Genomic DNA, 24,851 nt, shown 5'->3' with positions numbered 1-24,851 from the left:
ATTTTGATGGTCGTATTATCTCACGCATTGTATGCAGGAAATGAGGAGATACACAGGTGAATCTTTTTAGTCTGATAAAAAAAGACCGAGAGTACTGGCTTGTTGATCAAGTAAAAGGTGTCAAGAAGAACAACGAAGATTACTTAATTGCTTTTACAACTCTTTTAGATGAATGGAATGCAGAAAAGGTAGGGTACTTGTCCTTACTAATGGACGAAGAAAACGAAGACTGGCTCTTAAAACGTGGGTTTAATAAAGTTTCTTCTATTGTAGAGTATACAAGAAATTTAGAGGAGACATTTAACCCTACCATGGAAATTAAGGTAGATACACTCTCAGAAAGCCATTTAAGTGATTCAGCCTTCGCGGAGTTATATGAATCTTGTAGAAGTGGTTCCGCCAACAAAAATAAACTATTTTCTATTGACCAAATTATGGAGTCCTTTGTAAATGAACTTGGTTCTAAATGGCGTGAGCATTGTTATATATTTTCGAATGGTAAACAAGCTCTAGGTATTAGTATTCCCCATATAGAAGAGGGAACAAGAGATGAAGGAAGACTCTTTTATTTTGGTGTAGTTCCAGAACAGCGAGGAAAGGGTTACGGAACAGTGTTTCATTTACTTTCATTAGAAATAATGAAGCGTTTTGGAGCAAAATCTTATGTGGGAAGTACCGATGAAAATAACCAACATATGATTCGTATTTTTGAAACGAATGGATGTACGTTGCGAGATAAAAAAGGAATTTATCGTATAAATCGAAAACAATAAAAAAAAGTGGGTGGCTCAGAAAACGAGTCATCCACTTTTGTGTATTTAAATTATTTAGCTGGGATCGCTTCTACGGAAGCAGCGACTTTGGAAATAATTAATTGGCTTCCTAAGATTGGAGACTCCTCTGCAGCTTCAGCAGAACCTGGTTCTGGGCGTTTATGAGCTTGTTTAAAAATGTCGCTGTCTTTCCACGCTTGGAAGTTTTTTTCATTATCCCAATACATGTTCACATTCATTTCATCATATTCCGTAAGACCTACTGTAATTGCTACTTCTACCTTAATAAACCCTTCCATTTCTTGAAGAGGACTTGGCTTTGCAAAGGCTGGTGCCATTCTTTCCGCAAAACCTGATTTAGTTTTAATGCGATTCGTTACAATAATCATTGGTCATTCTCCTCTGTAAGATTTATTTGTTAATGTTAGTATACCATCTTCCATTTGGTATATCTTCCATTCACCATAAGTCACTATAATGGTAGTTATGTTCCTGTTCTTCACTTCTTTAGAAATAAGTTGTACCCCATTTTTATCAATGCTTGCAGTTGGTTCATCTGCTAAAATAATTGAAGTACGATTGCGGTACGTTGACGCTCCTCTCTGATAATTGATCACGAAGTCACAGAGTTCTACTGAAGGAAAAAATATACCTATTTCTAGTTTTCTAAGAAATTATTTAATTTCACTATTTTTGGTTGTTTTTTAATAGAACTTAATTGAATTTTATCGTCAAGTACTTCATTATTAACAATAGACAGTCTTTTAGTAATCAATGAATATAGGATTACGTAAAAGAAATACATTCTATGAAGGAAGTAGTTTATGTCGGAAGAAAATATTACTCGCATATATTTAGATGGCAAGGAAATTATTTTAATTGGAACGGCTCACGTTTCCAGACAAAGTGCAGACCAAGTAAAAGAAGTAATTGAAAGAGAAAATCCAGATTCGGTTTGTATAGAATTAGATGAACAAAGATATCAGTCTATAATGGATAACAATAAGTGGAAAGAGACGGACATCTTTAAAGTAATTAAAGAAAAGAAAGCCACCCTATTGTTGATGAATTTAGCTATATCTTCGTTCCAAAATCGAATGGCAAAACAGTTTGATATTAAGCCAGGACAGGAAATGATTCAAGGGATTGCAAGTGCGAAAGAGGTTGGAGCAGAAATAGTCCTAGCGGATCGAAATATCCAAGTAACGTTCTCTCGTATTTGGCATAATCTTGGTTGGATAGGTAAATCACAATTACTTACTTCAGTTTTCTTTAGTATTTTCAGCAAAGATACTATTTCGGAAGAAGAACTAGAGAAGATGAAGACACAAGATACATTGAATGCTGTACTTGCCGAATTTACGGCATCCTTTCCAAAGCTAAAAACACCTTTAATTGATGAGCGCGATCAATACTTGGCTCAAAAAATTAAAGACGCACCAGGAGAAAAGGTAGTGGCAGTATTAGGTGCAGCCCATGTTCCAGGCATTACAGTAGAAATTCATAAAGAGCAAGATTTAGAAAAACTTTCTGCTGTACCCCCAAAGTCGATTGTGCCGAAAATAATTGGCTGGTCTCTTCCTGTGTTAATTGTTGTATTAATGATATTTACATTTTCCGCTAATCCCTCTGCAGGATTGGACCAAGCAATTAGTTGGATTTTATGGACTGGTACGATGGCAGCGATTGGAGCAGCAGTTGCATTAGGTCATCCACTAGCTATCTTGTCAGCCTTCATCGCAGCACCAATTACGGCTTTACATCCTATTTTGGCGTCTGGTTGGGTATCAGGGCTAGTACAGGCCTTTATGAAACGACCAACGATAGCAGATTTTGAAACGTTGTCAGAAGACGTATTCACTATTAAAGGTTTTTGGAAAAACAAAGTGACTCGTGTATTACTAGTAGTAGTTTTAACCAACTTATTTGGATCCCTAGGTACTTTTATAGGTGGGGCAGATGTTATTCGAGTATTCTTAAAGAACTTTTAAATATGGTCCCCCCTTCCAATGGAAGGGGGGATTTTTTAGATAGAAGCAATTGAAATTTTAGAGATACAGTGGATCGGCGAAGTTAATTAATAAGGAGCAGCTAGTTTGTTATTATCAATCAATTATGCAAAATGGCTGCGGTTAGATATGCAGCTCCATTAAGAAAAAGGGTCTGTCCCTAAAGTCATATAGTGACTGAGAGATGGTCCCTTTTCCAATGTATTGATTACCGTTCCAGACGGACGCTTTCCGCGGGCATGGCTTCAGTCACCTCAGGCCAACACGATGTTGGTCACGAAGGCGTTGCCACATGAGGTGGCGTTCTTAGCCTTCGTTCCTTTGTTCGATCCTGCGGGGCCTTCAGCTCATGCACCTGCAGCTTCGCTTTCGGTGCAGAAAACATTTGCTATTCCCGCTGGAGTCGCCGTCCTCCACTACAATTAATTGCCTACAAAAAATAGTAGTTTAATGAACGGTATACAAAAAACAGGTGTAGAAAAAACTCGTTTTTCTACACCTGCTTCAATTTATGGGCTTATTGACAGCCCCTATACATAATTAGCGAATTGTTTTTAAAGCGCCGCTCCAAGCAATAACTTGATCAAGCATAGCATTAGCGTTACCTGCATGATAATCAGCTGGTTTAAATACGCTCATGTTTTCAAAATCAGACATTAGGGAGAATGTAACAGCAGTACGTACATCCGCAACTTGAAGTTCACCTAAGATTAGACGTAAGTTTTCGTGTGCACGAGTTCCACCTAAGCTACCGTATCCAACGAAGCCAGCAGCTTTGTTGTTCAATTCTGGGTTTAAGAAATCAAGTGCATTTTTAAGAGCACCACCAATTGCATGGTTGTATTCTGGAGTTACGAAAATAAAGCCATCAAAAGAAGCCATTTTATCTGACCAAGCTTTAATTGCAGCATTTGCAATTTCTTGTTCTGCTGAAGCAAGCTCTTCACCTAAGAATGGTAATTTAAATTCAGCAAGATCTACTACTTCATAATTAGCGTCATTACGTTTTGTAGCAAAGTCGTACATCCATTTTGCTACTGCATCTCCGTTACGACCTTGACGTACACTACCTTGAACTATAGCGATATTTAACATATTATTTTCCCCCTAAAATCTTATTTTCAAAATTACTTTTATGCAAAGAATCTTGAATTCAAAGTAAGTATAAAGCAATAAGTACTCTCTAGTCAACAAACATGTTTTAGAAACAAAAAAACCAGCTATTGTTTAAAATAGCTGGTTTAAGATATTATATTTTCTTTTTAGAATCCGCTTCTTTATCATCTAATTTAAATTCATCTGCTACTTCATCTACGATTTCTTTCGTAGAATTTCTGAATTCTTTTAGTGTTTGCCCAGCTGCTTTACCTAACTGTGGTAGTTTAGATGGTCCGAAAACGATTAAAGCAATGATTAAGATAATGATTAAACCTGGTACGCCGATGTTTGGCATAGGAAGTTCCTCCTCTAAGTTGTTTTCTATATAAGTCAAGTGGCGAAAGTTCATGAGTAGTTTACTATTTTATTATAACACGAATAAAAAGCAAAATTTATTCTTCTAAATTTTCTTGCTGAAGTGCTTGTTTTGCTTGCTGTTTTTTATAAGACCAGCTAGAAACGAGTATGCTTATTTCAAACAACAGTAGTAATGGTACTACGATGATAAAGTCTGAGATAAAGTCTGGAGGTGTAATAGAAACTCCAACAATTACTAGTATAAAGTAGGAAATCTTTCTCATCTTACGTAATCTATCCGGTGTGACAATTCCTAGTTTTGTTAAAAAAAGAATAATAACAGGTAATTCGAAAACGATACCTACAGGAATAATTAAATTAAACATAAACGTAAAGTATTGTTGCATACCGTAAGTTTCTAAAGCACCAATAGAATCATTAATGTTGGACATAAAGTTCAACATTAAAGGAAATAAGATAAAGTAGCTAAAACTGATACCAGCCAAAAATAGTAGAAAAGAAACAGGGATAAAATAAATCGTTCCTTTTGCTTCTTTATCCAATAAACCTGGTTTCACAAATAACCATAATTGGTACATTGCAATTGGTAAAGTAATTAATATAGCTAACACTAAAGCACATTTAACATAAATCATTAGTCCATCTGTGTAGCCAAAGACATTCCACTCGACATGGGCAGCTGTAGGTTGTTGTTTTAAGAAGGTTAATGTTTTTGGAGCCATCCAAAACCCTAAAGCAAGGGATAGGATAAAAGTTGTTGCTACAATAATGAGCCTTTTTCGAAGCTCGGTTAAATGTTCGACGAGCGTCAATTCCGGTTCTTGTGCCATTTTGTTTACCACCCCATCTAATCAAAAAAAGTGAAGCTTGTTTATTTTTATAAAGAAAATAAATATGTCTTTCTTGTATTGTTTTTGTAATCCCATACATCCTATCTTATGAGACATAGGATGTGAACAGAAATGTTGTATTGTATTACCTACACATTATACTCTTTCCAATGAATTTGTAAATAAAAGTAGTTTATATTTACTTATTTAAACTATAGTATATAATCAATTTGAATCTAATAAATGTATTTAAAATGTGGGAAGCTGAAAACGTTTTTGTTGTCGGTGCATCTGCATTTCCACATAATAGTTGCTACAATCCTACTGGTACACTCGGCGCGCTATCTTACCGTGCAGCAGAGGGTATTCAAGCTTATTTAAAACAAGGTGGATTACTTGTTAAATAATTTAATAAAAAGGGGCTGTCCCTAAATTCATATAAAGACTGAGAGATGGTCCCTTTTCCAATGTATTGATTTCCGTTCCAGACGGACGCTTTCCGCGGGCATGGCTTCAGTCTCCTCGTCGCTTTCGCTCCTGCGGGGCCTTCAGCTCATGCACCTGCCGCTTCGCTTTCGGTGCAGAAAACATTTGCTATTCCCGCTGGAGTCGCCGTCTTCCACTACAATCAATTGCCTACAAAAAACAGGTGTAGAAAAAGTGATCTGACCCAAAAAAGTTAGACATATATAGTTAAGCAACTTCTAAGACCTTAGTTCGGTACTCCACCGGGCTTAGGTCTTTTAATTTTTCCTTCATTCGTTTGTGATTGTAATAGTGAATATAGTCTTTGAGTTCCTGTTCAAAATGTGCCATGGATTCAAACTCTTGTAGATACAGGAGTTCAGATTTTAATAAGCCAAAGAAATTTTCAATGACTGCGTTGTCCAAACAATTGCCCTTACGGGACATACTCTGCATTATCCCATGTTGTTTTAATGTTTGTCGATACTTTTTCATTTGATAGTGCCAACCTTGATCCGAATGAAGAATGACTTGATCACTTGATTGAAGGCGCTCCAATGCTTGTTCTAGCATATCATGGACTAGTTTGTACACTGGACGACTCATTACTGTGTATGCAATGATTTCGCCATTGCATAAATCAAGGACGGGTGATAAATAGCGTTTCTCACCAAATAGATGGAACTCTGTCACGTCTGTTACCCATTTCTCGTTCATTTTTTTCGCTGTAAAATCGCGTTGTAATATGTTTGGGGCAATTTTTCCGACGTTTCCTTTATACGAACGGTATTTCTTCATGCGGACTTCACATTTTATGCCAATGGCATTCATCAAATAATTAATCGTTTTAGGATCATAATGAAAGCCGTATTTTTTCAGTTCTTTGGCAATCCTACGATAACCATAACGTCCCTTATGTTCAAGATAAATGGACTGAATTGCGACTTTCACTTCAGCGTATTTATCAGTACGATTCAAACGCTTTTCCCAGTAATAATACGTACTACGTGGAATATCAGCGACTTTGATTAATTCCACTACTTCATAGATTTCCTTTAGTTCATAAATTACTTGCGCTTTGATTTGATTGGTAATTTTTCTTGCATTTGAACTAAAGTATTCAACTTTTTTAAGTACGCATTCTCCATTTCTAATTGTTTAATACGTGCCTCTAATGCCTCAACAGATCCTTCAATTGGTGTTGGTTTCGTTGTTCTTTTTGTTTCTTTTTTCATGGATGGACGCCCCTTTTTCTTAGAAACAAGGGCATCATAACCACCAACCTCAAACTTCATTTTCCAATTCCGAATCATGCCAGGAGATGAAATATTAAATAATGCAGCTGTATTAATCGAAGATGTACCTGTCTCGTTCATATAATTAAGTACATTCATTTTATAGTCAGCTGAATATTTTGTATAGGACTTTAAGAAAGTCTCTACACCATTTTTTTGATAACGGCGAACCCATTCATTTACAACCCGGTCTGTCACTCCGATATCTTTTGCGATTTCAATCATAGATTCATTCCATTTAAGTATCGTTGAACTGCTTGAATACGTTGTTCAGCCCTTACTTTTGCCATAAAAAACCCCCGTAAAAGTTAGATTGGTGTCTAACTTTTACGGGGCAGTTCAAAGACTAGTTTTTCTACACCTGCTTCAATTTATGGGCTTATTGGACAGCCCCGTTTTTGTTTTTTATAGATTTAGCTTTGAGCAACTTCATCTTGATAAACTGGTACCCAACCTTCAGTAGTTACAAAGATTCGAACTGCAACAACTTTACGATCTTCCGCAAGCGTGAAGTAATGCGTAATGTTTTCTGGTACTGATATTAAGTCTCCTGGAGATAAATGCACTTCAAAGAAATTTTCGTCTTTTCCTTGGATAATAAAGACTCCATGGCCACTAACGATATATCGAACTTCATCATCTGTATGAAGATGTTTGCGCTCGAAGTTTTTCAATAATTCATCTAAGTTAGGGTTAGAATCAGATAAAGAAATTAAATCTGCTGCTTCATAGCCACGACGCTCTGAAATGTCATCAATTTCTGTTTTGAAAGCATTTAGAATTTCTTCTTTTTCTGCATCGCTAAGGTCGAATTTTTCGCGAAGATGTCCTGGTAATTTTTCGATATCCCAATGCTCATAAATAACTTCTTGTTTCTCTAAAAATGCTGCAACCTCGTTTTGTGCTTCAATTGTTTCGTTCGTTCCTTGAATTTTAATGATAGCCATTTAAATTTTCCTCTCTTATTTTGATTTTAGTTGATGTAATGCCAATTGATACTGAAATAAAAACTCACAAGCTTCTAGTAGCTTTTTGGCTTCGAATCCATCACTACCCCAAACAGTAATACCGTGGTTACGAATTAATACGGCACCTTTCTCAGCGAGTATATGAGACTTAAATTCTTCGGCAAGACTAGGAATGTGCGCATGGTTTGGAATGATAGGAATGGAGAGTACATCATCTTCCTCCCACAGTCCAAAAGCTTTAATGAGTTCTTGACCTTGAAAGTCGATTTTCCCGTTATCACCGTATAATTCAGAGATGACGTTATTTGCAACTGTATGGACATGGAGGCTACATCTAGCGGATGTCTTAGAATAGATGGCACAGTGCAATAATGTTTCTGCTGATGGCTTTAAATCCGTTTTTTCAACGGGATTTCCACTTGCGTTTACGAGTAAAAAGTCTTCTGGCGTTCTCTTCTTCTTATCTTTACCGCTAGCTGTAACTAGAAATTCTATTGGATTATCGTGCACTTTTATAGCCAAATTTCCACTAGTCCCCATAAACCAGTCCCGATCAGCTATTTCATCTTTTATGTCTGCTAACTCTTCCCATTTACTTTGGAGTGCGGTCATATTTCTACACCTAACTTTGCGTCAATAATATTCATGACATCTCGGAAATTTTCGAAAGGTTCATAAGGGATGTTCAATTCCTCACACTTTGTAATGAGAAAATCTCTTGCTATAACGAGATCTGCCATTTTGGCAGCTTCTAAATCTGTTATCGAGTCTCCAATTACAACACTTAGCGCATTATTATCTTGGAGTTGGCGAATGATGGAGGGCTTACAGCACCCGCAGCCTTGGCTGGTACATTGTTCATCACATCCATGTGGGAACTCGATTTGTATTGTCTCTCCTGAAAAATTGGATGCATTACAATAAACATCCGAAAATGGACCGAACTCTTTAAGCATCGGTTCTACAAAGAAATCAATACCACCACTAACGATATAGAGTGGTAGGTTGTGTTTTCTCGTATATGAAACAAATTCAGCAAATCCTTCTCGAATTTGTGCTTGCTCTAACAAATAGGAAACGATTTGATCCTTTAAAGAAGCGGGTAACAGAGCAAACATTTCTGCTACACCTTCACGGATAGATTGCTTTTGTCCTAAAATATTCTCTTTGATCGGCAAGTATTCGGGAGGAGCGAATTTTTTCATGATAGAGATAATATTGTCTTGAATTGTAATAGTGCCATCAAAATCACAAAAGATGACTAGCTTGCTCATAATGCTTACCCCCACAGTTCAATTGCTTTTTTTAATTCACTATATTGTTTTGCAGCTTCTGAAAGAGGAATTCCGTCAAGTACAGCCGATACAGCTTGCCTAAAAGCGAGTCCTCCTCCAGTAGCACCTGCAGGATGACCATGGACGCCTCCACCAGCATTAATAATGCTATCGATTCCATAGTCCTCGATTAATAGCGGAACTAAGCCGGGGTGAATACCTGCAGAAGGTACTGGAAAGCTTCGTTTTACTGTACTTACTTTGGTCAATTCTTCACCAAGCGAGAGTGCAGCTGTTTTTTCTAGTGCAACGCTACCATAAGGTGAAGGGAATAATGAAAAATCTGCTCCTGCATAACGTGTTAATTTTCCAAGTAGTAGTGGAGTCGCAACCCCGTAAAATGGGGAAGATGTGAATGCACCGCTATAAGCGGGATGCGCCATAAACGGTAATTGGATATTCGGGTCTTCCACTAGTTCTTGAAGTACATCAAGGCCATATGCATGGACGTTAAATAAAAGAGCATCTGCTCCAAGTTCTTTTGCTTTTTGTGCTTTTGCTTTTAATCCGGATGTTCGTCCAGATAAGTTAACGGCATAGAGCGTTCGGTGTCCGGTTTCTTCATACACTTGATGCAATACTTCTTGAGCAGTTGTGACACGTTTCTCAAAAGGAGTAAGCGGATTGTCAAAAAGAATTTCATCATCTTTTACGAGATCAACTCCTCCGAGCGCTTGGTGTCGAAGTTGATCTGCTAAGTAATTAATATCTCGACCAATTACTCCCTTGAATATACTCATGATGAGGGGGCGGCCATACACCCCTAGTAGCTCACGGATACTATCAATACCGAATCTTGGTCCTGGAAAGTTAGTCAAAAGCTCTGGAGAAAATTCTAAATCTAAAAGCTTCACTTCACCATCGAGCGATAGTTTGCCAAAAACAGTTGTTAAAATGGCTGGTAAATCTGCCGAGAAATTAGCACTAGGATATTCTATTTTTATTTCCGCTTTGATTTGGTCTGGTTTGAGCGGATGGTGAATATGCTCAAATTCTGTAATCGAAACAACATTTCCTTTATGCTGTTTTAATTGTTCCTGTTCAAGTAATGGTAAGTCCGTCCAGGATCCAACTGTTAAACCAAGTGCGATACCCTCTGCTTTTTTTTCAAAAGATCCGGGCTTACCGTACACCTGATAAAGAGAGGTTACACTACTCATTATTCATCACAATCCTTTAAGATAAAATCAACTTCACTTTGGCTCAAGGGCTTCTGCAAAGCTCGTCGCAGTTGCGGGCTAAGCCGGAGCCTTTCGCTTTTCTAGAAATAAAAAACCTCTTCAAATAAGAAGAGGTTAAAGGTTTAACGACTTCTTATTTCCCAGTCAATGGACTGCAAGAATTAGCACCGTGTCTAGTAACTAGACCGGTTGCCGGGTATCATAGGGCTTGTCCCTCCACCTGCTCTAAATAAGAAAAATTTATTCAATTGAGATTAGTTTTGTCAAATTAATTATGATTATTTCATGCAACAGAAACATTGTCAATAGAATTTTTAGAATGTTTTTTTTATTGAATTAAATTATTGACAACTCTTTTTCTAATATGCTAGGATTCATTTCAAATAGCATAAATTTGTAAGTAATAGCACTCTTATCAAGAGCAGGCAGAGGGTAATGGCCCGATGAAGCCCAGCAACCGACCATAATACCGTTGTGAAACGGGGCGCTTTTCGCGCTGAGATGAATATTCTCGTAAGGCACGGTGCTAATTCCATCAGAAAGGTAACTTTCTGAAAGATAAGAGGCGAGAAGTCTCTTATTCTACGCCTCTTTCTTTTGAAAGAGGCTTTTTATTTTGTAAATGAAAGGTAGAGAAGAATGATGATAACTACAAAAAATCAATATGAATCATTAACAGAAGATCGTGCAATTTTATATGCGAAAGAACTGAATTTCTTTCCAAAGGACTCGGAGTTAGATTGTCGCGAAATTGGGGATGGTAACCTAAATTATGTGTTTCACATAAAGGAATGTAATGGAGAGAAAAGTCTCATTATCAAACAGGCATTGCCATATGCAAAAGTGATTGGAGAAAGCTGGCCACTAACGTTAAAACGTGCCGTAATTGAAGCAAATGCATTAAAAAAACACGGTGAATTTGCGACTGGATTGGTTCCGACTGTATACGCGAGCGACGAGGAACTTGCAATTACGGTTATGGAGGATTTATCCCATTTAAAAATTGCACGGGAAGGATTAATTCATTATGAATCTTATCCGAAGCTATCAAAGGATATTGGGGAGTATCTTGCTCAAACGCTTTTCCATACATCTGATTTTGCATTACACCCGTTTGAAAAAAAACGACTAGTGTCCGAGTTTTCAAATCCAGAGCTATGTAAAATTACAGAAGATCTTATTTTCACGGATCCATTTTTTGATCACGATACAAATGACTATGAACCTTCGTTGAGAGAAGAAGTGGAAGCTATTTGGAATAATGGGCCCTTAAAATTGGAAGTCGCGAAATTGAAGAAAAGTTTCTTGACGGAAGCGGAAGCATTACTTCATGGAGATTTACATACAGGAAGTATTTTTGCTAGCGAAACTGAAACGAAGGTGATAGACCCAGAGTTTGCTTTTTATGGACCTATGGGATTCGATGTTGGGTTATTTTTAGCAAATATTATGGTGCAATCCATTACAAGAGAAGCGGAAGAGCGAATTGTGATTCTCGATCATATCGAACAAACGTGGAAAGTGTTTTCATCCAACTTTTCTACACTATGGAAATCAAAAGGTATTGAATCCTATAAAGATACTGAGGGATTTGAAGAGTACGTAGTGGATAAAATTTTCACCGATACACTAGGCTTTGCTGGTTGTGAATTAATTCGACGTACAATCGGGTTAGCACATGTGAAGGATTTAGATGGGATTGCAGATGACGAAAAACGAATCCTTTTCAAAAAACAGGCTTTACAAATAGGGGAAGCACTCATATTAAAACGCAATGAAATTAAATCTATTCATGCAGTAATTGCATTACTTGAGGAGTTACACAAATGAGTATTCCGTTATCGATAGAGTGGACCAATAAGAAACTTAGAATTATAAATCAGCAGAAATTACCTCTTGAAGTTGACTATTTAACACTAGAAACAATAGAAGATGTGTACGATGCAATTGTTACTTTAAAAGTACGAGGGGCTCCTGCTATTGGTATTACAGCTGCATATGGCTTAGCTAGAGCTGCTCAGCATTACGAAACAAATACATTGGAAGAGTTCTATCAGCATTTGGAAAAGGATGCCTTGTATTTAGGGGAATCAAGACCAACAGCCGTCAATTTAGTTTGGGCGTTAGATCGTTTGCAAAGAGTAGCTAAAGATGCAGCAACTATACAAGAAGCGAAGGAACTGTTGTTAGAGGAAGCTATCGTCATTCATAAGGAAGACGAAGCATCATGCCGAAATATTGGTGAATTTGCCCTCTCCTTACTTGAAAATCAGACGAAAGTTTTGACTATATGCAATGCAGGATCTATTGCAACAGCAAAATATGGAACTGCGTTAGCCCCTTTCCATCTTGGAAGCGAACGAGGAAAACGGTTTGAAGTATTTGCTTGTGAAACTAGGCCAGTATTTCAAGGTTCACGACTGACTGTTTGGGAACTTCAGCAATCAGGTGTTGACGTTACGCTGATAACAGACAGTATGGCCGCACATACAATCGGTGCAAAAGGAATTGAAGCAATTATAGTTGGAGCAGACCGAATAGTTGCAAACGGTGATACTGCTAATAAAATTGGAACACTTAACTTGGCTTTATTAGCGGCTGCATATCAAATTCCGTTTTATGTGGCTGCACCGTCTTCCACTTTTGATTTAACTATTGAAAATGGAAAAGAAATACCGATTGAAGAACGTCCATCAGATGAAATAACACATGTTGCAGGAAAGCAAGTAGCCCCATTAAATACAAAAGTATTTAATCCTGCATTTGATGTCACACCTGGCAAATACATTACAGCAATAATTACAGAAAAAGGAATTATCTATCCGGAATACACTAAAAATATTCCCGCTTTATTGGGAACAGAAAAAGGAGAAAGATCATGAAAACAAAAATACATTGGATCTTATCAGTACTATTAATAATTGGTGTCTTTTTAACAGGATGTCAACCAAAAGGAGAAACAAAGGAAGAAGCACCCGCTTCCATTAAATCGGCGGTTTCCGATAATCCATTAGCAGGTAAGAAAATTGCATTAGTTATGCAGCAAAACCTCGGTACTTTCTCGGCTCAGTACATTGAAGGTGTAAAAGAGCAAGTGGAGAAATTTGGTGGAACTGTCACGGTGTTTACTTCTGAAGGGGATCTAGCTAAAATGGCTTCCAACCTTGATGCAGCAGTAAACCAAGGTATGGATGGAATATTAATCGATCATGGAACAAAAGAAGCGCTTAACCAAGGAGTACAAAATGCTGTTGATAAAGGAATACCAGTAGTAGCTTTTGATGCAGGCGTGGAAGTGGAAGGAATAACAGTATTAGAGCAAGGTGATCAAAAGATGGCTGAAATGACTTTAGAAAAATTAGCAAACGATGCAAATGGAGAGGCTAACATAGTAAAAATATGGGTAGCAGGTTTTGCTCCAATGGAAAGAAGACAAGTTGCGTATGAGCAATTTTTAAAAGAAAATCAAGGGATTAAGGAAATTGCAACTTTCGGTGCAGCTACACAAAATACAGCACTAGACACTCAAGCGCAAATGGAAGCAATTTTAAAACAATATCCAAATGAGGGAGAAATTACAGCTGTTTGGGCGGCTTGGGATGAATTTGCAAAAGGTGCAGTACGTGCTATTGAACAAGCAGGTAGAACGGATATAAAAGTTTATAGTATTGATATGAGCGATGAAGATTTACAAATGATTCAAAAAGAAAATAGTCCATGGGCTGCTTCAGCTGCTGTAGATCCAATGGATATAGGGCGTATTCAAGTTCGCTATTTATTCCAAAAAATAAATGGAGAGACTCCAGAGGAAAGAGTTGTCCTAGAACCAGTTTTTGTTGACGCAGAAAAACTACCAGCAGAAACGGTGACAACAAATGACTTACATGAGTTTATCGAAGGCTGGGGAGCAAGCGAACAAGGTTACACAGATGCATTAAAAGAGTTAGAAAATCAATAACCTCAACTAATTGCAGCTGTCCTTAAAAGTGGACAGCTTCTTTTTTAGAAAGGAGTGTATTTATGGCAAATCCTTTTCTTTCAATGAATTCAATACGTAAATCATTTGGAAATGTGACAGCACTTGAAAACGCAGAGTTTCATCTAGCAAAAGGCGAAGTGCATGCATTGCTCGGTGTAAATGGTGCTGGTAAAAGTACGCTTATAAAAATTTTATCAGGCGTGTACGAACAAGACGAAGGTGAAATTCTAATAGACGGTGAAAATGTTCGACTCCGATCACCAAAAGCAGCAAAAGACCAAGGGATTTATTGTGTTTACCAAGAAGTGGATACAGCAATTGTTCCTGAATTATCCGTTGCTGAAAATATTATGCTAGATACAATTGCTACTACCAACCGTTTGTTCATCTCAACCTCGAAGTTATTCAAAGAGGCGAGCCATGCTCTGAAGCAACTGCAGGTGGAAAACATTGCAGTACAACAACCAGCATTTAAACTTACTTTAGCTGAAAAACAATTAGTATTAATTGCAAGAGCCCTTGTTAGCTCAGCAAAAATAATCATTTTCGACGAACCAACTGCCCCTTTGTCACTTCATGAATCAGATAAGCTTTTTTCGGTAATTAACAAACTGAAAACGCAAGGTGTTAGTTGTATATTTATTTCACATCGACTTCCAGAAGTGTTTGAAATAAGTGACCGAATTACCGTAATGCGTGATGGTAAGCTAGTTGAAACTTTTCATACAATAGATGCAGATCCAGAAATTATTATAGAAGCAATGCTTGGTGCTTCTTTTGATCAAGAGCGGGTAACGAGAAATTATACATTAGGAGAAACAATACTCGATGTAAAAGGATTATCAGATGGTCAAAAATTAAAGGATCTTTCCTTTACTGTTTCAGAAGGAGAAATTGTCGGCATTGTTGGACTCGTAGGTGCAGGTAAAACGGAGTTGGCCAAAGTCTTGTTTGGCTCAGGGGCAATAAAAAAGGGAAGTGTAATGCTTTCAGGTAAAAACTTAAACATAAAACATCCCGAGGATGCAATACGTGCCGGCATGGCACTTATTCCAGAGGAACGCAGAAAAGAAGGCCTTTTTGTGCATGAGTCTTTACAAACGAATTCTTCTTTTCCGAACTTAAAAAAATTTTCAGGCCTATTATTTATGAATAAAAGAGTCGAAAAAAGTTTTGCAAAGGATATCATTAATCGACTAAAAATTAAAACGGATCACACAGAAACACCGCTTGTCCATTTAAGTGGGGGAAATCAACAAAAAGTAGTTATTGGAAAATGGATGTCACGTAATTCCAAAGTCTATTTATTTGATGAACCGACCAAAGGTGTTGATATCGGTGCAAAAAAGGACATTTTTAAGCTAATTCGTGACCTAGCGGAGGACGGGAAAGGTTGCCTATACTTTTCTAGCGAGATACAAGAAGTAATCGGTATTTCGGATCGTATTTTAGTTATGTATAATGGTCAATTCGTGAAGGAGTTTTCACGTGCAGATGCGACCCAAGAAAGGATTTTGCTGTATGCAAGCGGGGGAAAAGAAGAATAATTTACAAGAGCAAAGTATTCAATTTATTTTTAAATACGGGGCCATCGTTTTATTATTTATGATTATTTTATATTTTAGCTCCATCAGTAATGCATTTTTTACATATGGAAATTTTACAGATATATTACGTTCCATTTCTATCGTTACTCTCTTAGCATTAGGTGTGACCTTTACACTAGTAGTAGGGGGTTTTGATTTATCTGTAGGTTCAACCATGTCTCTATCTACGGTCATAACGGCTTCTCTAATGGTATGGTATGAAATGCCACTTTGGCTTGTGTTAATTTTACCAATATTAATTGGTGTGTTAGTCGGATTACTCAACAGTTTTCTGATCGTCGTAATAGGAATTCCTGATCTACTCGCCACGTTAAGTATGATGTACATTGTTGCAGGTTTTCATCGCACGTACACAGAAGGCTATTCGATTTATAATAATATGCCTCTTACTGCCGGTGGAACTGCCCCAGGTCAATTGTCAGATGCATTCCTGTGGATTGGTCAAGGAAGAATGCTGGGATTACCAGTTCCGGTATGGATTATGCTTGTAATGGTGTTGCTCGCTTATGTTGTACTCCATCATACTCGTTGGGGACGTGTGCTATATATGACAGGTGGAAATGCGGAAGCAGCAACCTTGTCAGGAGTGAATATCCGAAAAGTAAAATGTGCGGCATACGTGATTTCTGGTATTTTTGCTTCTATGGCAGGTATATTGTTTACTGCACGTGTTGGTTCTGGTCAAATTGACGCTGGTGCACCGCTTTTAATGGAAGCTGTAGCTGCTGTCTTTGTAGGATATTCCGTCTTGGGAGCCGGAAAACCAAATGCAATTGGCACATTTTTTGGAGCCGCTGTTATTGGTATCTTACTAAATGGATTAACCATTTTAAACTTGCCCTATTATGCTTTTGATATTATTAAAGGAATGGTACTAGTTTCAGCTCTTGCTGTTACGTATGTTTATGCCAAAAAACGATTCACCCAAATATAATAAATTTTGTGTCTCGAAGTACTTGTTTTCTGTGCGTGCAAGTATATAATTCTAGCATATCCACTATTATTTATTGAATGGGCTGACAGAATGAGACCGTATAATGAAAAGGTTAGTATTTACCACGGCATGGCATCTACTATTGCACTTAACTTTTCGAATAATTTTTTTCCAATCTTCGCGATTACAATATTAGGCGCAACCAATTATCAAGTTGGGTTAATTAGTTCATTACCCCCTTTGATTGCTTTGCTAATGACAATTCCAGCAGCTATTTTACTAAACCGAGCGGAAGCTCAAAAGAAACTAGTTGCAATGTCTGTTTTACTTGCTCGACTCATGTTTTTGTTGATTGTAATCGTTGTTTATTTACCGTCACCTACGTTACAAGCTTGGGCATTTTTAGGTACTATTGCATTCATTAGTGTTCCGAACACGGTAGCCACTATTGGATGGCAAACTTTAATTAGTGGAATGGTCAGTGAATCTAGAAGAGGGCAATTCTTCAGTGATCGAAATCGTCTACTAACGATGGTTGGGCTTGTATCGACATTACTTATTGGTATCTTAATGAAAGATGCCTCTGAAAATGTTACTGCGTATCAAATTCTTTTTGCAATAGCTTTTGGTTTTGGATTGTTAGAGGTTTTATTCTTATTGAAGCATGAAGAAGATGTCGTGCCAGTAGAGAATAAACTAGTGAAAAAGAAATCCATGGACTGGAGCATTTTTAAACATGCCAACTATGTTTGGTTTTTAGCAGCTGCGTTATTTTTTAATTTTGCGTGGCAAATGGCATGGGGGTTATTCAATATATATAATGTACGGGTAGCAGGGGCAACAATCTTTTGGATTAGTATGTTTTCGGTTGGTAGTCTGCTTATGCAGTTTTTAACGTTTCCTTTATGGAAGAAGTGGGCGGATAAAAAGTCCAATATGCTTGTTTTTATATGGGCGGCAGTTGGAATGGCTACAACTCCTTTTTTAACTGTGTTATCTACAAACTTATATTATTTAACATTTATCCAAACGATATCTGGATTTTTCTTGTCGGGTACTGTGTTGATATTATTTAATTTATTATTGGAGCAATCACCGGAACAATCACGAACGTATTGTATTACGACCTATAATGTATTGCTTGCTTTTGTTGCATTCATCGCTCCACAAATAGGTATTTGGTTATTGGATCACTTAAGTATGGAAATAGCGATGGACATTAGCTCTGTATTACGACTTTTAAGTGCAGGTGGATTTCTTTTTGTATATCTACGATCAAAAAAGGTATGAGTGCGTATACTCATACCTTTTTATCTTTATCTTGGTAACGTATCCTTATATTTCTTCATCAATTCATTTAAATCTTCCAATTTTGATATAGAATGTTCTTTTTTACTCATGATGCAATGGTGTGCTCACAAGATAAGGGTGTGCACCAATTTTTATCATGTGTTTTTATTATCTTTTCCCTATCCCATGTAGGATAAATTGGACGGTACGCTCTGTCTCCAATTCATCATCCCATTGACTATCAGGGAATAAGATGTAACGAGAAATTAGGTAACCAAGAATACTGGTGGCGGCAAGTCTAGCCATACTTGCAGAAGGCATTTCAATTAATTGACCTTTATTTTGATAATCTTTAATGACAATCAAAATTCGATCGAATGTTTTTTTCGCAATCTGTTCTAGGAATTGCTCTTTCAATTCAGGATGAAAAGGGATTTCCTGAATCATTATTTTGATAACGGGAAGAAGCTTTTTAATAACCTCTCTTCGGTTTTCAATCGTTGCTCTTAAAAAGTCTTCGGCATTTTCATAAGGTTGATCTAGTACTTTGTGAAAATCTTTTACAATGAATGGACCAATTAGTGTTGTCATGAGTGGAGCAACAATGGAGACGAGCAATTCTTTTTTCGTTTTATAGTGTCGGAAAATGGTGCCTTCAGCGACTCCAGCTTTTTTAGCGATTTCACTTGTAGAAGTAGCAGCATACCCTTTTTCTGAAAATGATTCTATAGCAGCAAGGATAATCTTTTTTTGCTTATCAGTTAATTTTTCTTCGTCAAATAGTTGTTGTAACAATATTTCTTCTTCGGACATTGCTGACTCCTTTCACTCGATACTTCTTATCTTTAGATTTTTCGATACTTCTTTAAAGCAACTATATTTAACACGATAAAAACGAGTGCGAATCCTAACAATACAAATAGGTCACTCTTAATACTATCTAGCCCTAATCCTTTATACATAACGTCTACTAACGCATTTCCACCATAGTACATGGGCACACATTTAGCAATCATTTGCATCCATTCCGGCATTCCTTCTATTGGAAGAATACCAGCAAAAAAGACTTGAGGAATGATTGCGATCGGTATAAACTGCATCATCTGGAATTCTGAATTTGCAAAGGCGGATAATAAAATACCAAGTAATAATGCAACAAGCGCTAGTGATAAATTAATCAAGACAACATTCCATAGAGAACCGACAAGCATAATATCTAAAACCTTCACTGCATAAAAAACAACGATAAGTGTTTGAATAATAGCAAATAGTCCGTAACCGATTAAATAACCAAAAACAATATCTCTCCTTAGAATAGGTGTTGCCATTAATCGATCTAACGTGCCCGTAGTACGTTCTCGTAATAATCCAATTCCAGAGATGAGAAAGACAAAGAAGAAGACAAAGAAACCGACTAAAATAGGACTTAACTGATCAAAAAACGTTGTTTCGCTACTTCCATAAATATACGAAGTATGCATATCTGGTGTTTTCGTGTTGCCCAAATTTACTGGGATGTTTGGAAGGTCACTTTGAATATCTTGTAGAAATTTGGACAAGTTATTTGCTTGTTCCTTTGCACTTTCAAAGGAGATGGCCTGTAACACTTTTGTTTGTAAAACCTTGGATGTAGAAGGTTGATCATTTGTAAGTGTTAGATGGATTTCTTCTCCCTCTATTTGAAGAAATCCATCTAAGTGATCATGCTTCATGACTTGATTTGTATTTTTTAGTTGATCATACTGGATAACTTCAATTTCTTTGTCATTTAATTGTTCCACTAACTCCTCTTCAATCCCATTTACCCCTAGTCTAGGAGAGGAGGTATCAGCAGAAAGTAAGTAATGCAATAGAGTTAAAATGACTAATGGTGCAATCATCATTAAAGCAAGTGTTCGTTTATCTCTTACCATTTGGATACAAATTCGTTTAACTAATGCGATTGTTCTCATCTTTGTCACCTCCAGCTTTTAAAAATACCTCTTCTAAACTATGAATTTGGTAATGGTCTTTCAATTCGAACGGAGAACCACTTGATATTATTTCTCCCTCTCTAACCATGGCAAGTTGATCACATTTTTCTGCTTCGTCCATCACATGGGTTGTAATTAAAATAGTTTTACCTTCCTTTTTAAGACGAGTAATCTCTGCCCAAATAGACTTTCTAAGCTCCGGATCGATCCCTACAGTTGGTTCATCTAATATTAATATTTGTGGATCGTGAATTAATGCAACCGCTAGAGATAACCTTCTCTTCATTCCACCTGAATAATTCTGAACTTTTTTTGTTAAATGAGGAGTCAAATTAACTAAATTAGCAGCATATGCAATTCGCTTTTTTTGCACATCTTTGTTTAATTTATAGAGGGAAGCAAAAAAAGTAAGATTTTCTAGTCCAGATAAGTCATTGTATAAAGCATCTGCCTGCGCCATATACCCAATTTTTTGTAACAGATTCAAATTCGGAACTGGAGTATTTAGTACGTGAACTTGACCGCTGGAAGGTAGATCCATTCCTACGATAATTTTCACCAATGTTGTTTTACCAGAACCAGATGGACCGATTAAGCCGAATATTTGACCAGAACCTACTGAAATACTAATGTCATTTAACACATTTTTATTTCCGAAACTTTTACTTACTTGATGCAATACAATGGTTGAGTTCATATTTAGAAACCTCCTCATTAGTTTGAGAGTGAGTAATCACTCATCTTGTTTTTATTATATGCATTACGAAACAAAGTTCAATGGTGTATGCTTCTTATAAAAGAATAATATAATTTATGTATGCAATTAGGATTGTATAATCACTATGATTAAAGTAAATGATTGCAAGGGGGGATTTTGAATAAAAACTCTAATTTCATTCTTAGTATTATTGATTTCGGTCTTATTATATTTTAATTTGCAAATTACTACAGAACCTTTTAAGAAAGAGTTCCACGGGAAACAATTTTCGACATTTTATTTGGATTATGAAGAAAGTAAAATCGAGATTGGTATGATTGGAGATATTTTGTTGCATCTTCCATTATACAATTATGCAAGTTTTCTTCCTTCTTTTGAACCGGTAAGGGATGAACTGGAGTCATTAGATATTTTATTGGCCAATCAAGAATCTATTCCAGCTGGTGTTGAGTTTGGATTATCCGGATATCCTAACTTTTCAAGCCCTTCACATATTATTGATGATTTACAAACAGTTGGTGTAGATATAATATCGATGGCAAATAACCACACACTTGACCAAAAGGAAGCGGGTGTTTTGGCAGCCATAAACCATATGAAAACATACGATATGCCTTATATTGGCGCTTATGAATCGTTCGAGGATTTACAAACAGATCGTATCATTCAAGTGGATCATATTGACTTTGGATTTCTCAGTTATACTTACGGTACGAATGGTCATGAAACGCCAAGTGAAAAGGGTTATTTGGTGAACCGAATCGATGAAGAAAAAATTGCAAAGGATATTCGTTCCTTGAAGCCAAAAGTGGATTTTGTTGTAGTAAATATGCATTGGGGAAATGAGTATGAGCTTGAACCAACCGACAACCAGAAGCAACTAGCAAGTGCAATTGCGGATGCAGGCGCAGACATTATCTTTGGTCATCATCCTCATGTTATTCAGCCTTATGAGGTGATAACGACAGATAGTGGTCACCGAACGCATGTGTTTTATTCGTTAGGGAATTTCTTTTCAGCACAAAAAATGGAGAACACGAACGTCGGTGGAATTGCAAAGTTAGAGATTTTGAAAAAAATCATCAACGGCAAGCAAGTGTTAAGTATCGAGAATCCTACTTTCATATCAACAGCTGTTGTGAAGGGAGAACCTTATACGGTGAATTTGCTTGTAAACGTGGAAAATCAGATCGGCAAAACGGATAAATGGGTGCAGCAACATGTATTTGGTAATTGTAACTGCCAATATGAATGATTCTAAAAAAGGTTGTAGAAGCAAAACTCTGGCATGGTTATGAATGCTAGAGTTTTGTTTTTTGTCGTAACATATCTCTAAATGCCATTACATGTCGTTTGTTTTCCATCACAGGTGAGCATACACAGGAAAACAATCGCTTGAAGGCTGGATGATTAAGGGGAAGTATAGAAAGATTATGTTGCCGAACATCTCTGTCTATTGTGTGAATGGACAAAAGTGACAACCCTTGCCCGCTATGAATAATCGTTTCTTTAATCGCTTGGTTACTACTAATAGTAAGTATAGATTTCACCTTCAAACCATTGGAACGAATCATATGTTTTAAATATTCTCGTGTCCCAGAGCCTTCTTCCCTCATGAACCATGTTTGGTTTTGAAGATCTGCCATATTTACTGACTCTTTTGAAGCTAACTCATGCTGTATTGACCCAACGATGAATAATTCATCCTCCATGAAAGGCTCTACTAGCAATTCTCTATCATTTGTTTGACCCTCTATCAATCCAATATCGACATTAAGTAGTCGAACCGATTGCACAATTTCTTCCGTATTTCCTATAAATACTTCTAGTTCAAGATTTGGATACTTCGCATGAAGTTCCACGAGTAATGGCGGAAGAACGTATTCACCTATAGTAAAGCTTGCACCAATGACGAGCTTTCCAATAATGTCATGGTGATGTTCGAGAATATCTTTTTGCGTTTGTTCATACATGGAAAGTATTTGTTTAGCTCGCTCATATAAAATTTCACCAGTAGGGGTGATCTTTAATACCTTTGGTGAACGTATAAACAGTTCCGTTTGAAATTCGGCTTCTAAGTTTTTTATATGCACACTTACACTTGGTTGTGAGATGTGAAGGAACTCAGCTGCTCTTGTAAAATTTTTTGTTTCTACTAGCGTTACAAATGTTTTAAGGGCATCATAGTACACTTTCTCACATCCAATCATTAAAAATATTAATAATATCGATTATATATATGTATTTTACTAATAATAGAAAGTTCCGTAAAGTGAACTTCACATAGGGGGGATTATGGAAGATGAAACAGAAAGCTAATACATTTAAAATGAATCAGTCATTTTTTTACGGTATAGGTATTACACTGGTTATTGCTATATTAGCAAAATTATTATCCGGAGTTCCGTTTTTATCTATCATGGGACAATTAGTGATTGCTATTATACTAGGTGTGGTTTGGAGCGCAACAATTGGTGTACCAACGCAGTTTCAAAGCGGTGTTTCTTTTTCAAGTAAAAAGTTGTTACGATTAGGAATTATTTTATTGGGTATGCGGTTAAATTTAGCGGATATTTATCATGCTGGATTAAGTGTATTTTTAATTGCTCTTATTAATATTCTTTTTGCTTTATTTGTTGTATATGGATTTTCTCGTTTGTTTGGAGTAGATAAGAAGTTAGGTATTCTAACGGCTTGTGGGACAGCGATTTGCGGAGCGGCAGCAGTTGTAGCGATAGCACCGCAAGTGAAAGCGAATGACGAAGAAACTGCCATAGGGGTCGCAACAATTGCTATACTTGGTACGTTATTTACGTTAGTATATACTTTTCTTTATCCTATCATGAATTTAACTTCTAGCGGATACGGTGTATTTGCTGGTGGGACATTACATGAAATAGCACACGTAATAGCTGCAGCGGACCCAGGAGGAAGCAATGCTGTGGATCTTGCTGTAATTGTGAAGCTCACACGAGTAGCACTTTTAGTACCAATTGCTTTAGTTATAGGTTTTATTGTGCAAAAAGGAGAAAAAGGTGACTCGAAAAGTAAGTTTTCTATGTCCAGTATTCCTTGGTTTATCATTGGATTTTTAGTAATGAGTGGTATTCACACGCTAGGGATTATTCCTGAAGAACTTGCTAGTTTTATTGTTTCAGTTGCATATCTACTTATTGGAATGGCAATGGCAGGGCTTGGGCTGAATATTGACATAAGAACATTTAAAAAGTTGGGTGTAAAGCCTTTTGCTGCTGGTCTGATAGGCTCTATTTTATTATCTATTCTAGGGTACGCACTTGTTTTCGCATTTCATTTAAATGTTTAGAAGGGGGTCTCCATGAGAGAACAAGATCATGATCGATTACTACGTATTAAAACAGCAGGAATTCGTGAGTGGCAGCATCAATCTGCACATTACAATCGTTACGAAGCAACCCCTTATATGGCACTCGAGGCACTTTTTGATGAGTATATGTGTACAAATTCAGACAGATTTGTAGATTTCGGATGTGGTAAAGGTCGATTCCCATTTTACATCCATCACCATCTTCACGTTTCTGTAACTGGAGTTGAAATGAGTGGGCAGTTGTATCAAGAAGCACTGGAAAACCAAGGTAGATATATGGAGAAGGTAAAACACTCTAGAGCATCGATTAGGTTTGAACAAATTCTTGCAGAGGAGTATGAGGTTGAATCGAAAGAAAATCGGTTTTATTTTTTCAATCCATTTTCCATTCAAATTTTTCAAAAGGTCATCAGTAATATTCTTCTGTCGGTTGAAAATCATCCACGTTCAGTCGATGTAATCTTGTATTATCCTACTCCAGAGTACATCCAGTTTCTCGAAGTGAATACTGCATTCGAAATACTGAGAGAAGTAAGAGTGCCTGAGTTATATGACCAAAATAGCAATGAGCGATTTTTAATATTTAGATATGAATAGTTGAAAGCCCCCTACAATATAGAAAACTGTTGTAGGGGGCTTTCACGCCCCGCAGGAACTCAGTGACTGAAGTCAT

At 36.9% G+C, this 24,851-nt stretch carries 25 protein-coding genes, 1 pseudogene and 2 riboswitches; of the genes and pseudogenes, 12 read left to right on the top strand and 14 right to left on the bottom strand.

What is annotated here, in order from left to right:
- Window positions 1-56 precede the first annotated feature (56 nt).
- Window positions 57-773, top strand: a complete 717-nt coding sequence (locus MHH81_RS20200; RefSeq protein WP_340924941.1) for a GNAT family N-acetyltransferase — start codon at window positions 57-59, stop codon at window positions 771-773.
- Window positions 774-823: 50 nt separating this feature from the next.
- Here the strand turns inward: MHH81_RS20200 and MHH81_RS20195 are convergent, their stop codons facing one another.
- Complete coding sequence (locus tag MHH81_RS20195) at window positions 824-1,162, bottom strand: heme oxygenase (RefSeq protein WP_340924938.1); 339 nt, start codon at window positions 1,160-1,162, stop codon at window positions 824-826.
- A gap of 3 nt (window positions 1,163-1,165) precedes the next feature.
- A complete protein-coding gene (locus MHH81_RS20190; RefSeq protein ID WP_340924935.1) occupies window positions 1,166-1,390 on the bottom strand; it encodes a hypothetical protein in 225 nt (74 codons plus the stop codon).
- Window positions 1,391-1,597: 207 nt separating this feature from the next.
- Between MHH81_RS20190 and MHH81_RS20185 the strand changes: the two genes are divergently transcribed.
- A complete protein-coding gene (locus tag MHH81_RS20185; protein WP_340924932.1) occupies window positions 1,598-2,764 on the top strand; it encodes a TraB/GumN family protein in 1,167 nt (388 codons plus the stop codon).
- Between the two features lie 558 nt (window positions 2,765-3,322).
- Here MHH81_RS20185 and MHH81_RS20180 read toward each other — a convergent pair.
- The 3 genes from MHH81_RS20180 to tatC all read right to left on the bottom strand — a co-directional run bounded on the left by MHH81_RS20180 (window position 3,323) and on the right by tatC (window position 5,088).
- Window positions 3,323-3,877: an NADPH-dependent FMN reductase gene (locus tag MHH81_RS20180; protein ID WP_340924929.1), complete on the bottom strand. Its 555-nt coding sequence runs from the start codon at window positions 3,875-3,877 to the stop codon at window positions 3,323-3,325.
- A 154-nt stretch (window positions 3,878-4,031) separates the two neighbouring features.
- Complete coding sequence (tatA, locus tag MHH81_RS20175) at window positions 4,032-4,235, bottom strand: twin-arginine translocase TatA/TatE family subunit (protein WP_340924926.1); 204 nt, start codon at window positions 4,233-4,235, stop codon at window positions 4,032-4,034.
- Between the two features lie 97 nt (window positions 4,236-4,332).
- Window positions 4,333-5,088: a twin-arginine translocase subunit TatC gene (gene tatC, locus MHH81_RS20170; RefSeq protein WP_340924923.1), complete on the bottom strand. Its 756-nt coding sequence runs from the start codon at window positions 5,086-5,088 to the stop codon at window positions 4,333-4,335.
- Between the two features lie 230 nt (window positions 5,089-5,318).
- Between tatC and MHH81_RS20165 the strand changes: the two genes are divergently transcribed.
- Window positions 5,319-5,495 (top strand): hypothetical protein, encoded by a 177-nt coding sequence (locus MHH81_RS20165; protein ID WP_445678148.1) that lies wholly within the window; start codon window positions 5,319-5,321, stop codon window positions 5,493-5,495.
- A 286-nt stretch (window positions 5,496-5,781) separates the two neighbouring features.
- Here MHH81_RS20165 and MHH81_RS20160 read toward each other — a convergent pair.
- From MHH81_RS20160 to MHH81_RS20140, 5 genes and pseudogenes are all read right to left on the bottom strand, one after another.
- Window positions 5,782-7,138 (bottom strand): annotated as a pseudogene (locus tag MHH81_RS20160) (IS3 family transposase).
- A 123-nt stretch (window positions 7,139-7,261) separates the two neighbouring features.
- Window positions 7,262-7,795: a 1,2-dihydroxy-3-keto-5-methylthiopentene dioxygenase gene (locus MHH81_RS20155; protein WP_340924919.1), complete on the bottom strand. Its 534-nt coding sequence runs from the start codon at window positions 7,793-7,795 to the stop codon at window positions 7,262-7,264.
- Between the two features lie 15 nt (window positions 7,796-7,810).
- A complete protein-coding gene (locus MHH81_RS20150) occupies window positions 7,811-8,428 on the bottom strand; it encodes a methylthioribulose 1-phosphate dehydratase (protein ID WP_340924916.1) in 618 nt (205 codons plus the stop codon).
- Window positions 8,425-9,090 (bottom strand): 2-hydroxy-3-keto-5-methylthiopentenyl-1-phosphate phosphatase, encoded by a 666-nt coding sequence (locus MHH81_RS20145; RefSeq protein ID WP_340924913.1) that lies wholly within the window; start codon window positions 9,088-9,090, stop codon window positions 8,425-8,427. Before MHH81_RS20145 ends, MHH81_RS20150 begins: the two co-directional genes overlap by 4 nt.
- A 5-nt stretch (window positions 9,091-9,095) precedes the next feature.
- Window positions 9,096-10,310, bottom strand: coding sequence for a 2,3-diketo-5-methylthiopentyl-1-phosphate enolase (locus tag MHH81_RS20140; protein WP_340924909.1), 1,215 nt, complete (start codon window positions 10,308-10,310; stop codon window positions 9,096-9,098).
- 151 nt (window positions 10,311-10,461) lie between these two features.
- Window positions 10,462-10,567: riboswitch (SAM riboswitch) on the bottom strand.
- 173 nt (window positions 10,568-10,740) lie between these two features.
- Window positions 10,741-10,896: riboswitch (SAM riboswitch) on the top strand.
- A 74-nt stretch (window positions 10,897-10,970) separates the two neighbouring features.
- On the opposite strand from MHH81_RS20140, the gene mtnK reads away from it, so the two are divergent.
- The 6 genes from mtnK (at window position 10,971) to MHH81_RS20110 (ending at window position 18,141) form a co-directional block, all read left to right on the top strand.
- A complete protein-coding gene (gene mtnK, locus MHH81_RS20135) occupies window positions 10,971-12,161 on the top strand; it encodes an S-methyl-5-thioribose kinase (protein WP_340924906.1) in 1,191 nt (396 codons plus the stop codon).
- Window positions 12,158-13,213 (top strand): S-methyl-5-thioribose-1-phosphate isomerase, encoded by a 1,056-nt coding sequence (mtnA, locus tag MHH81_RS20130; protein ID WP_340924903.1) that lies wholly within the window; start codon window positions 12,158-12,160, stop codon window positions 13,211-13,213. Before mtnK ends, mtnA begins: the two co-directional genes overlap by 4 nt.
- The gene (locus tag MHH81_RS20125) at window positions 13,210-14,289 is read left to right on the top strand and encodes a sugar ABC transporter substrate-binding protein (protein WP_340924900.1); all 1,080 of its coding nucleotides are present in this window, start codon (window positions 13,210-13,212) and stop codon (window positions 14,287-14,289) included. The genes mtnA and MHH81_RS20125 overlap by 4 nt, the downstream gene beginning before the upstream one ends.
- Before the next feature lie 62 nt (window positions 14,290-14,351).
- On the top strand, window positions 14,352-15,857 hold the full coding sequence (locus MHH81_RS20120; protein WP_340924897.1) for a sugar ABC transporter ATP-binding protein: 1,506 nt from the start codon (window positions 14,352-14,354) through the stop codon (window positions 15,855-15,857).
- On the top strand, window positions 15,832-16,851 hold the full coding sequence (locus MHH81_RS20115; protein WP_340924894.1) for an ABC transporter permease: 1,020 nt from the start codon (window positions 15,832-15,834) through the stop codon (window positions 16,849-16,851). Before MHH81_RS20120 ends, MHH81_RS20115 begins: the two co-directional genes overlap by 26 nt.
- A 90-nt stretch (window positions 16,852-16,941) precedes the next feature.
- Entirely contained in the window at window positions 16,942-18,141 is a 1,200-nt protein-coding gene (locus tag MHH81_RS20110) for an MFS transporter (protein ID WP_340924891.1), read from the top strand.
- A gap of 168 nt (window positions 18,142-18,309) precedes the next feature.
- Here MHH81_RS20110 and MHH81_RS20105 read toward each other — a convergent pair whose 3' ends face one another.
- Genes MHH81_RS20105 through MHH81_RS20095 form a run of 3 tightly spaced genes read right to left on the bottom strand, consistent with a single transcriptional unit; the run spans window position 18,310 to window position 20,811 of the window.
- A complete protein-coding gene (locus tag MHH81_RS20105; RefSeq protein WP_340924889.1) occupies window positions 18,310-18,954 on the bottom strand; it encodes a TetR/AcrR family transcriptional regulator in 645 nt (214 codons plus the stop codon).
- Between the two features lie 32 nt (window positions 18,955-18,986).
- Window positions 18,987-20,093 (bottom strand): ABC transporter permease, encoded by a 1,107-nt coding sequence (locus MHH81_RS20100; protein WP_340924887.1) that lies wholly within the window; start codon window positions 20,091-20,093, stop codon window positions 18,987-18,989.
- A complete protein-coding gene (locus MHH81_RS20095) occupies window positions 20,071-20,811 on the bottom strand; it encodes an ABC transporter ATP-binding protein (protein ID WP_340924883.1) in 741 nt (246 codons plus the stop codon). Before MHH81_RS20095 ends, MHH81_RS20100 begins: the two co-directional genes overlap by 23 nt.
- Before the next feature lie 238 nt (window positions 20,812-21,049).
- On the opposite strand from MHH81_RS20095, the gene MHH81_RS20090 reads away from it, so the two are divergent.
- The gene (locus tag MHH81_RS20090) at window positions 21,050-22,087 is read left to right on the top strand and encodes a CapA family protein (protein WP_340924879.1); all 1,038 of its coding nucleotides are present in this window, start codon (window positions 21,050-21,052) and stop codon (window positions 22,085-22,087) included.
- A 46-nt stretch (window positions 22,088-22,133) separates the two neighbouring features.
- Here the strand turns inward: MHH81_RS20090 and MHH81_RS20085 are convergent, their stop codons facing one another.
- The gene (locus tag MHH81_RS20085; RefSeq protein ID WP_340924876.1) at window positions 22,134-23,024 is read right to left on the bottom strand and encodes a LysR family transcriptional regulator; all 891 of its coding nucleotides are present in this window, start codon (window positions 23,022-23,024) and stop codon (window positions 22,134-22,136) included.
- 110 nt (window positions 23,025-23,134) lie between these two features.
- Here MHH81_RS20085 and MHH81_RS20080 point away from each other — a divergent pair, with 110 nt between their 5' ends.
- Window positions 23,135-24,157: a YeiH family protein gene (locus tag MHH81_RS20080; protein ID WP_340924873.1), complete on the top strand. Its 1,023-nt coding sequence runs from the start codon at window positions 23,135-23,137 to the stop codon at window positions 24,155-24,157.
- 12 nt (window positions 24,158-24,169) lie between these two features.
- Window positions 24,170-24,775, top strand: a complete 606-nt coding sequence (locus tag MHH81_RS20075) for a class I SAM-dependent methyltransferase (RefSeq protein WP_340924870.1) — start codon at window positions 24,170-24,172, stop codon at window positions 24,773-24,775.
- The last annotated feature ends 76 nt before the right edge of the window (window positions 24,776-24,851 follow it).

It is taken from the genome of Psychrobacillus sp. FSL H8-0484 (assembly GCF_038005325.1).
In the GTDB taxonomy this organism is placed as follows: Bacteria; Bacillota; Bacilli; order Bacillales_A; family Planococcaceae; genus Psychrobacillus.
Note: the sequence above shows the minus strand (reverse complement) of the source record. Positions and strands in the feature narration are given on the sequence as shown.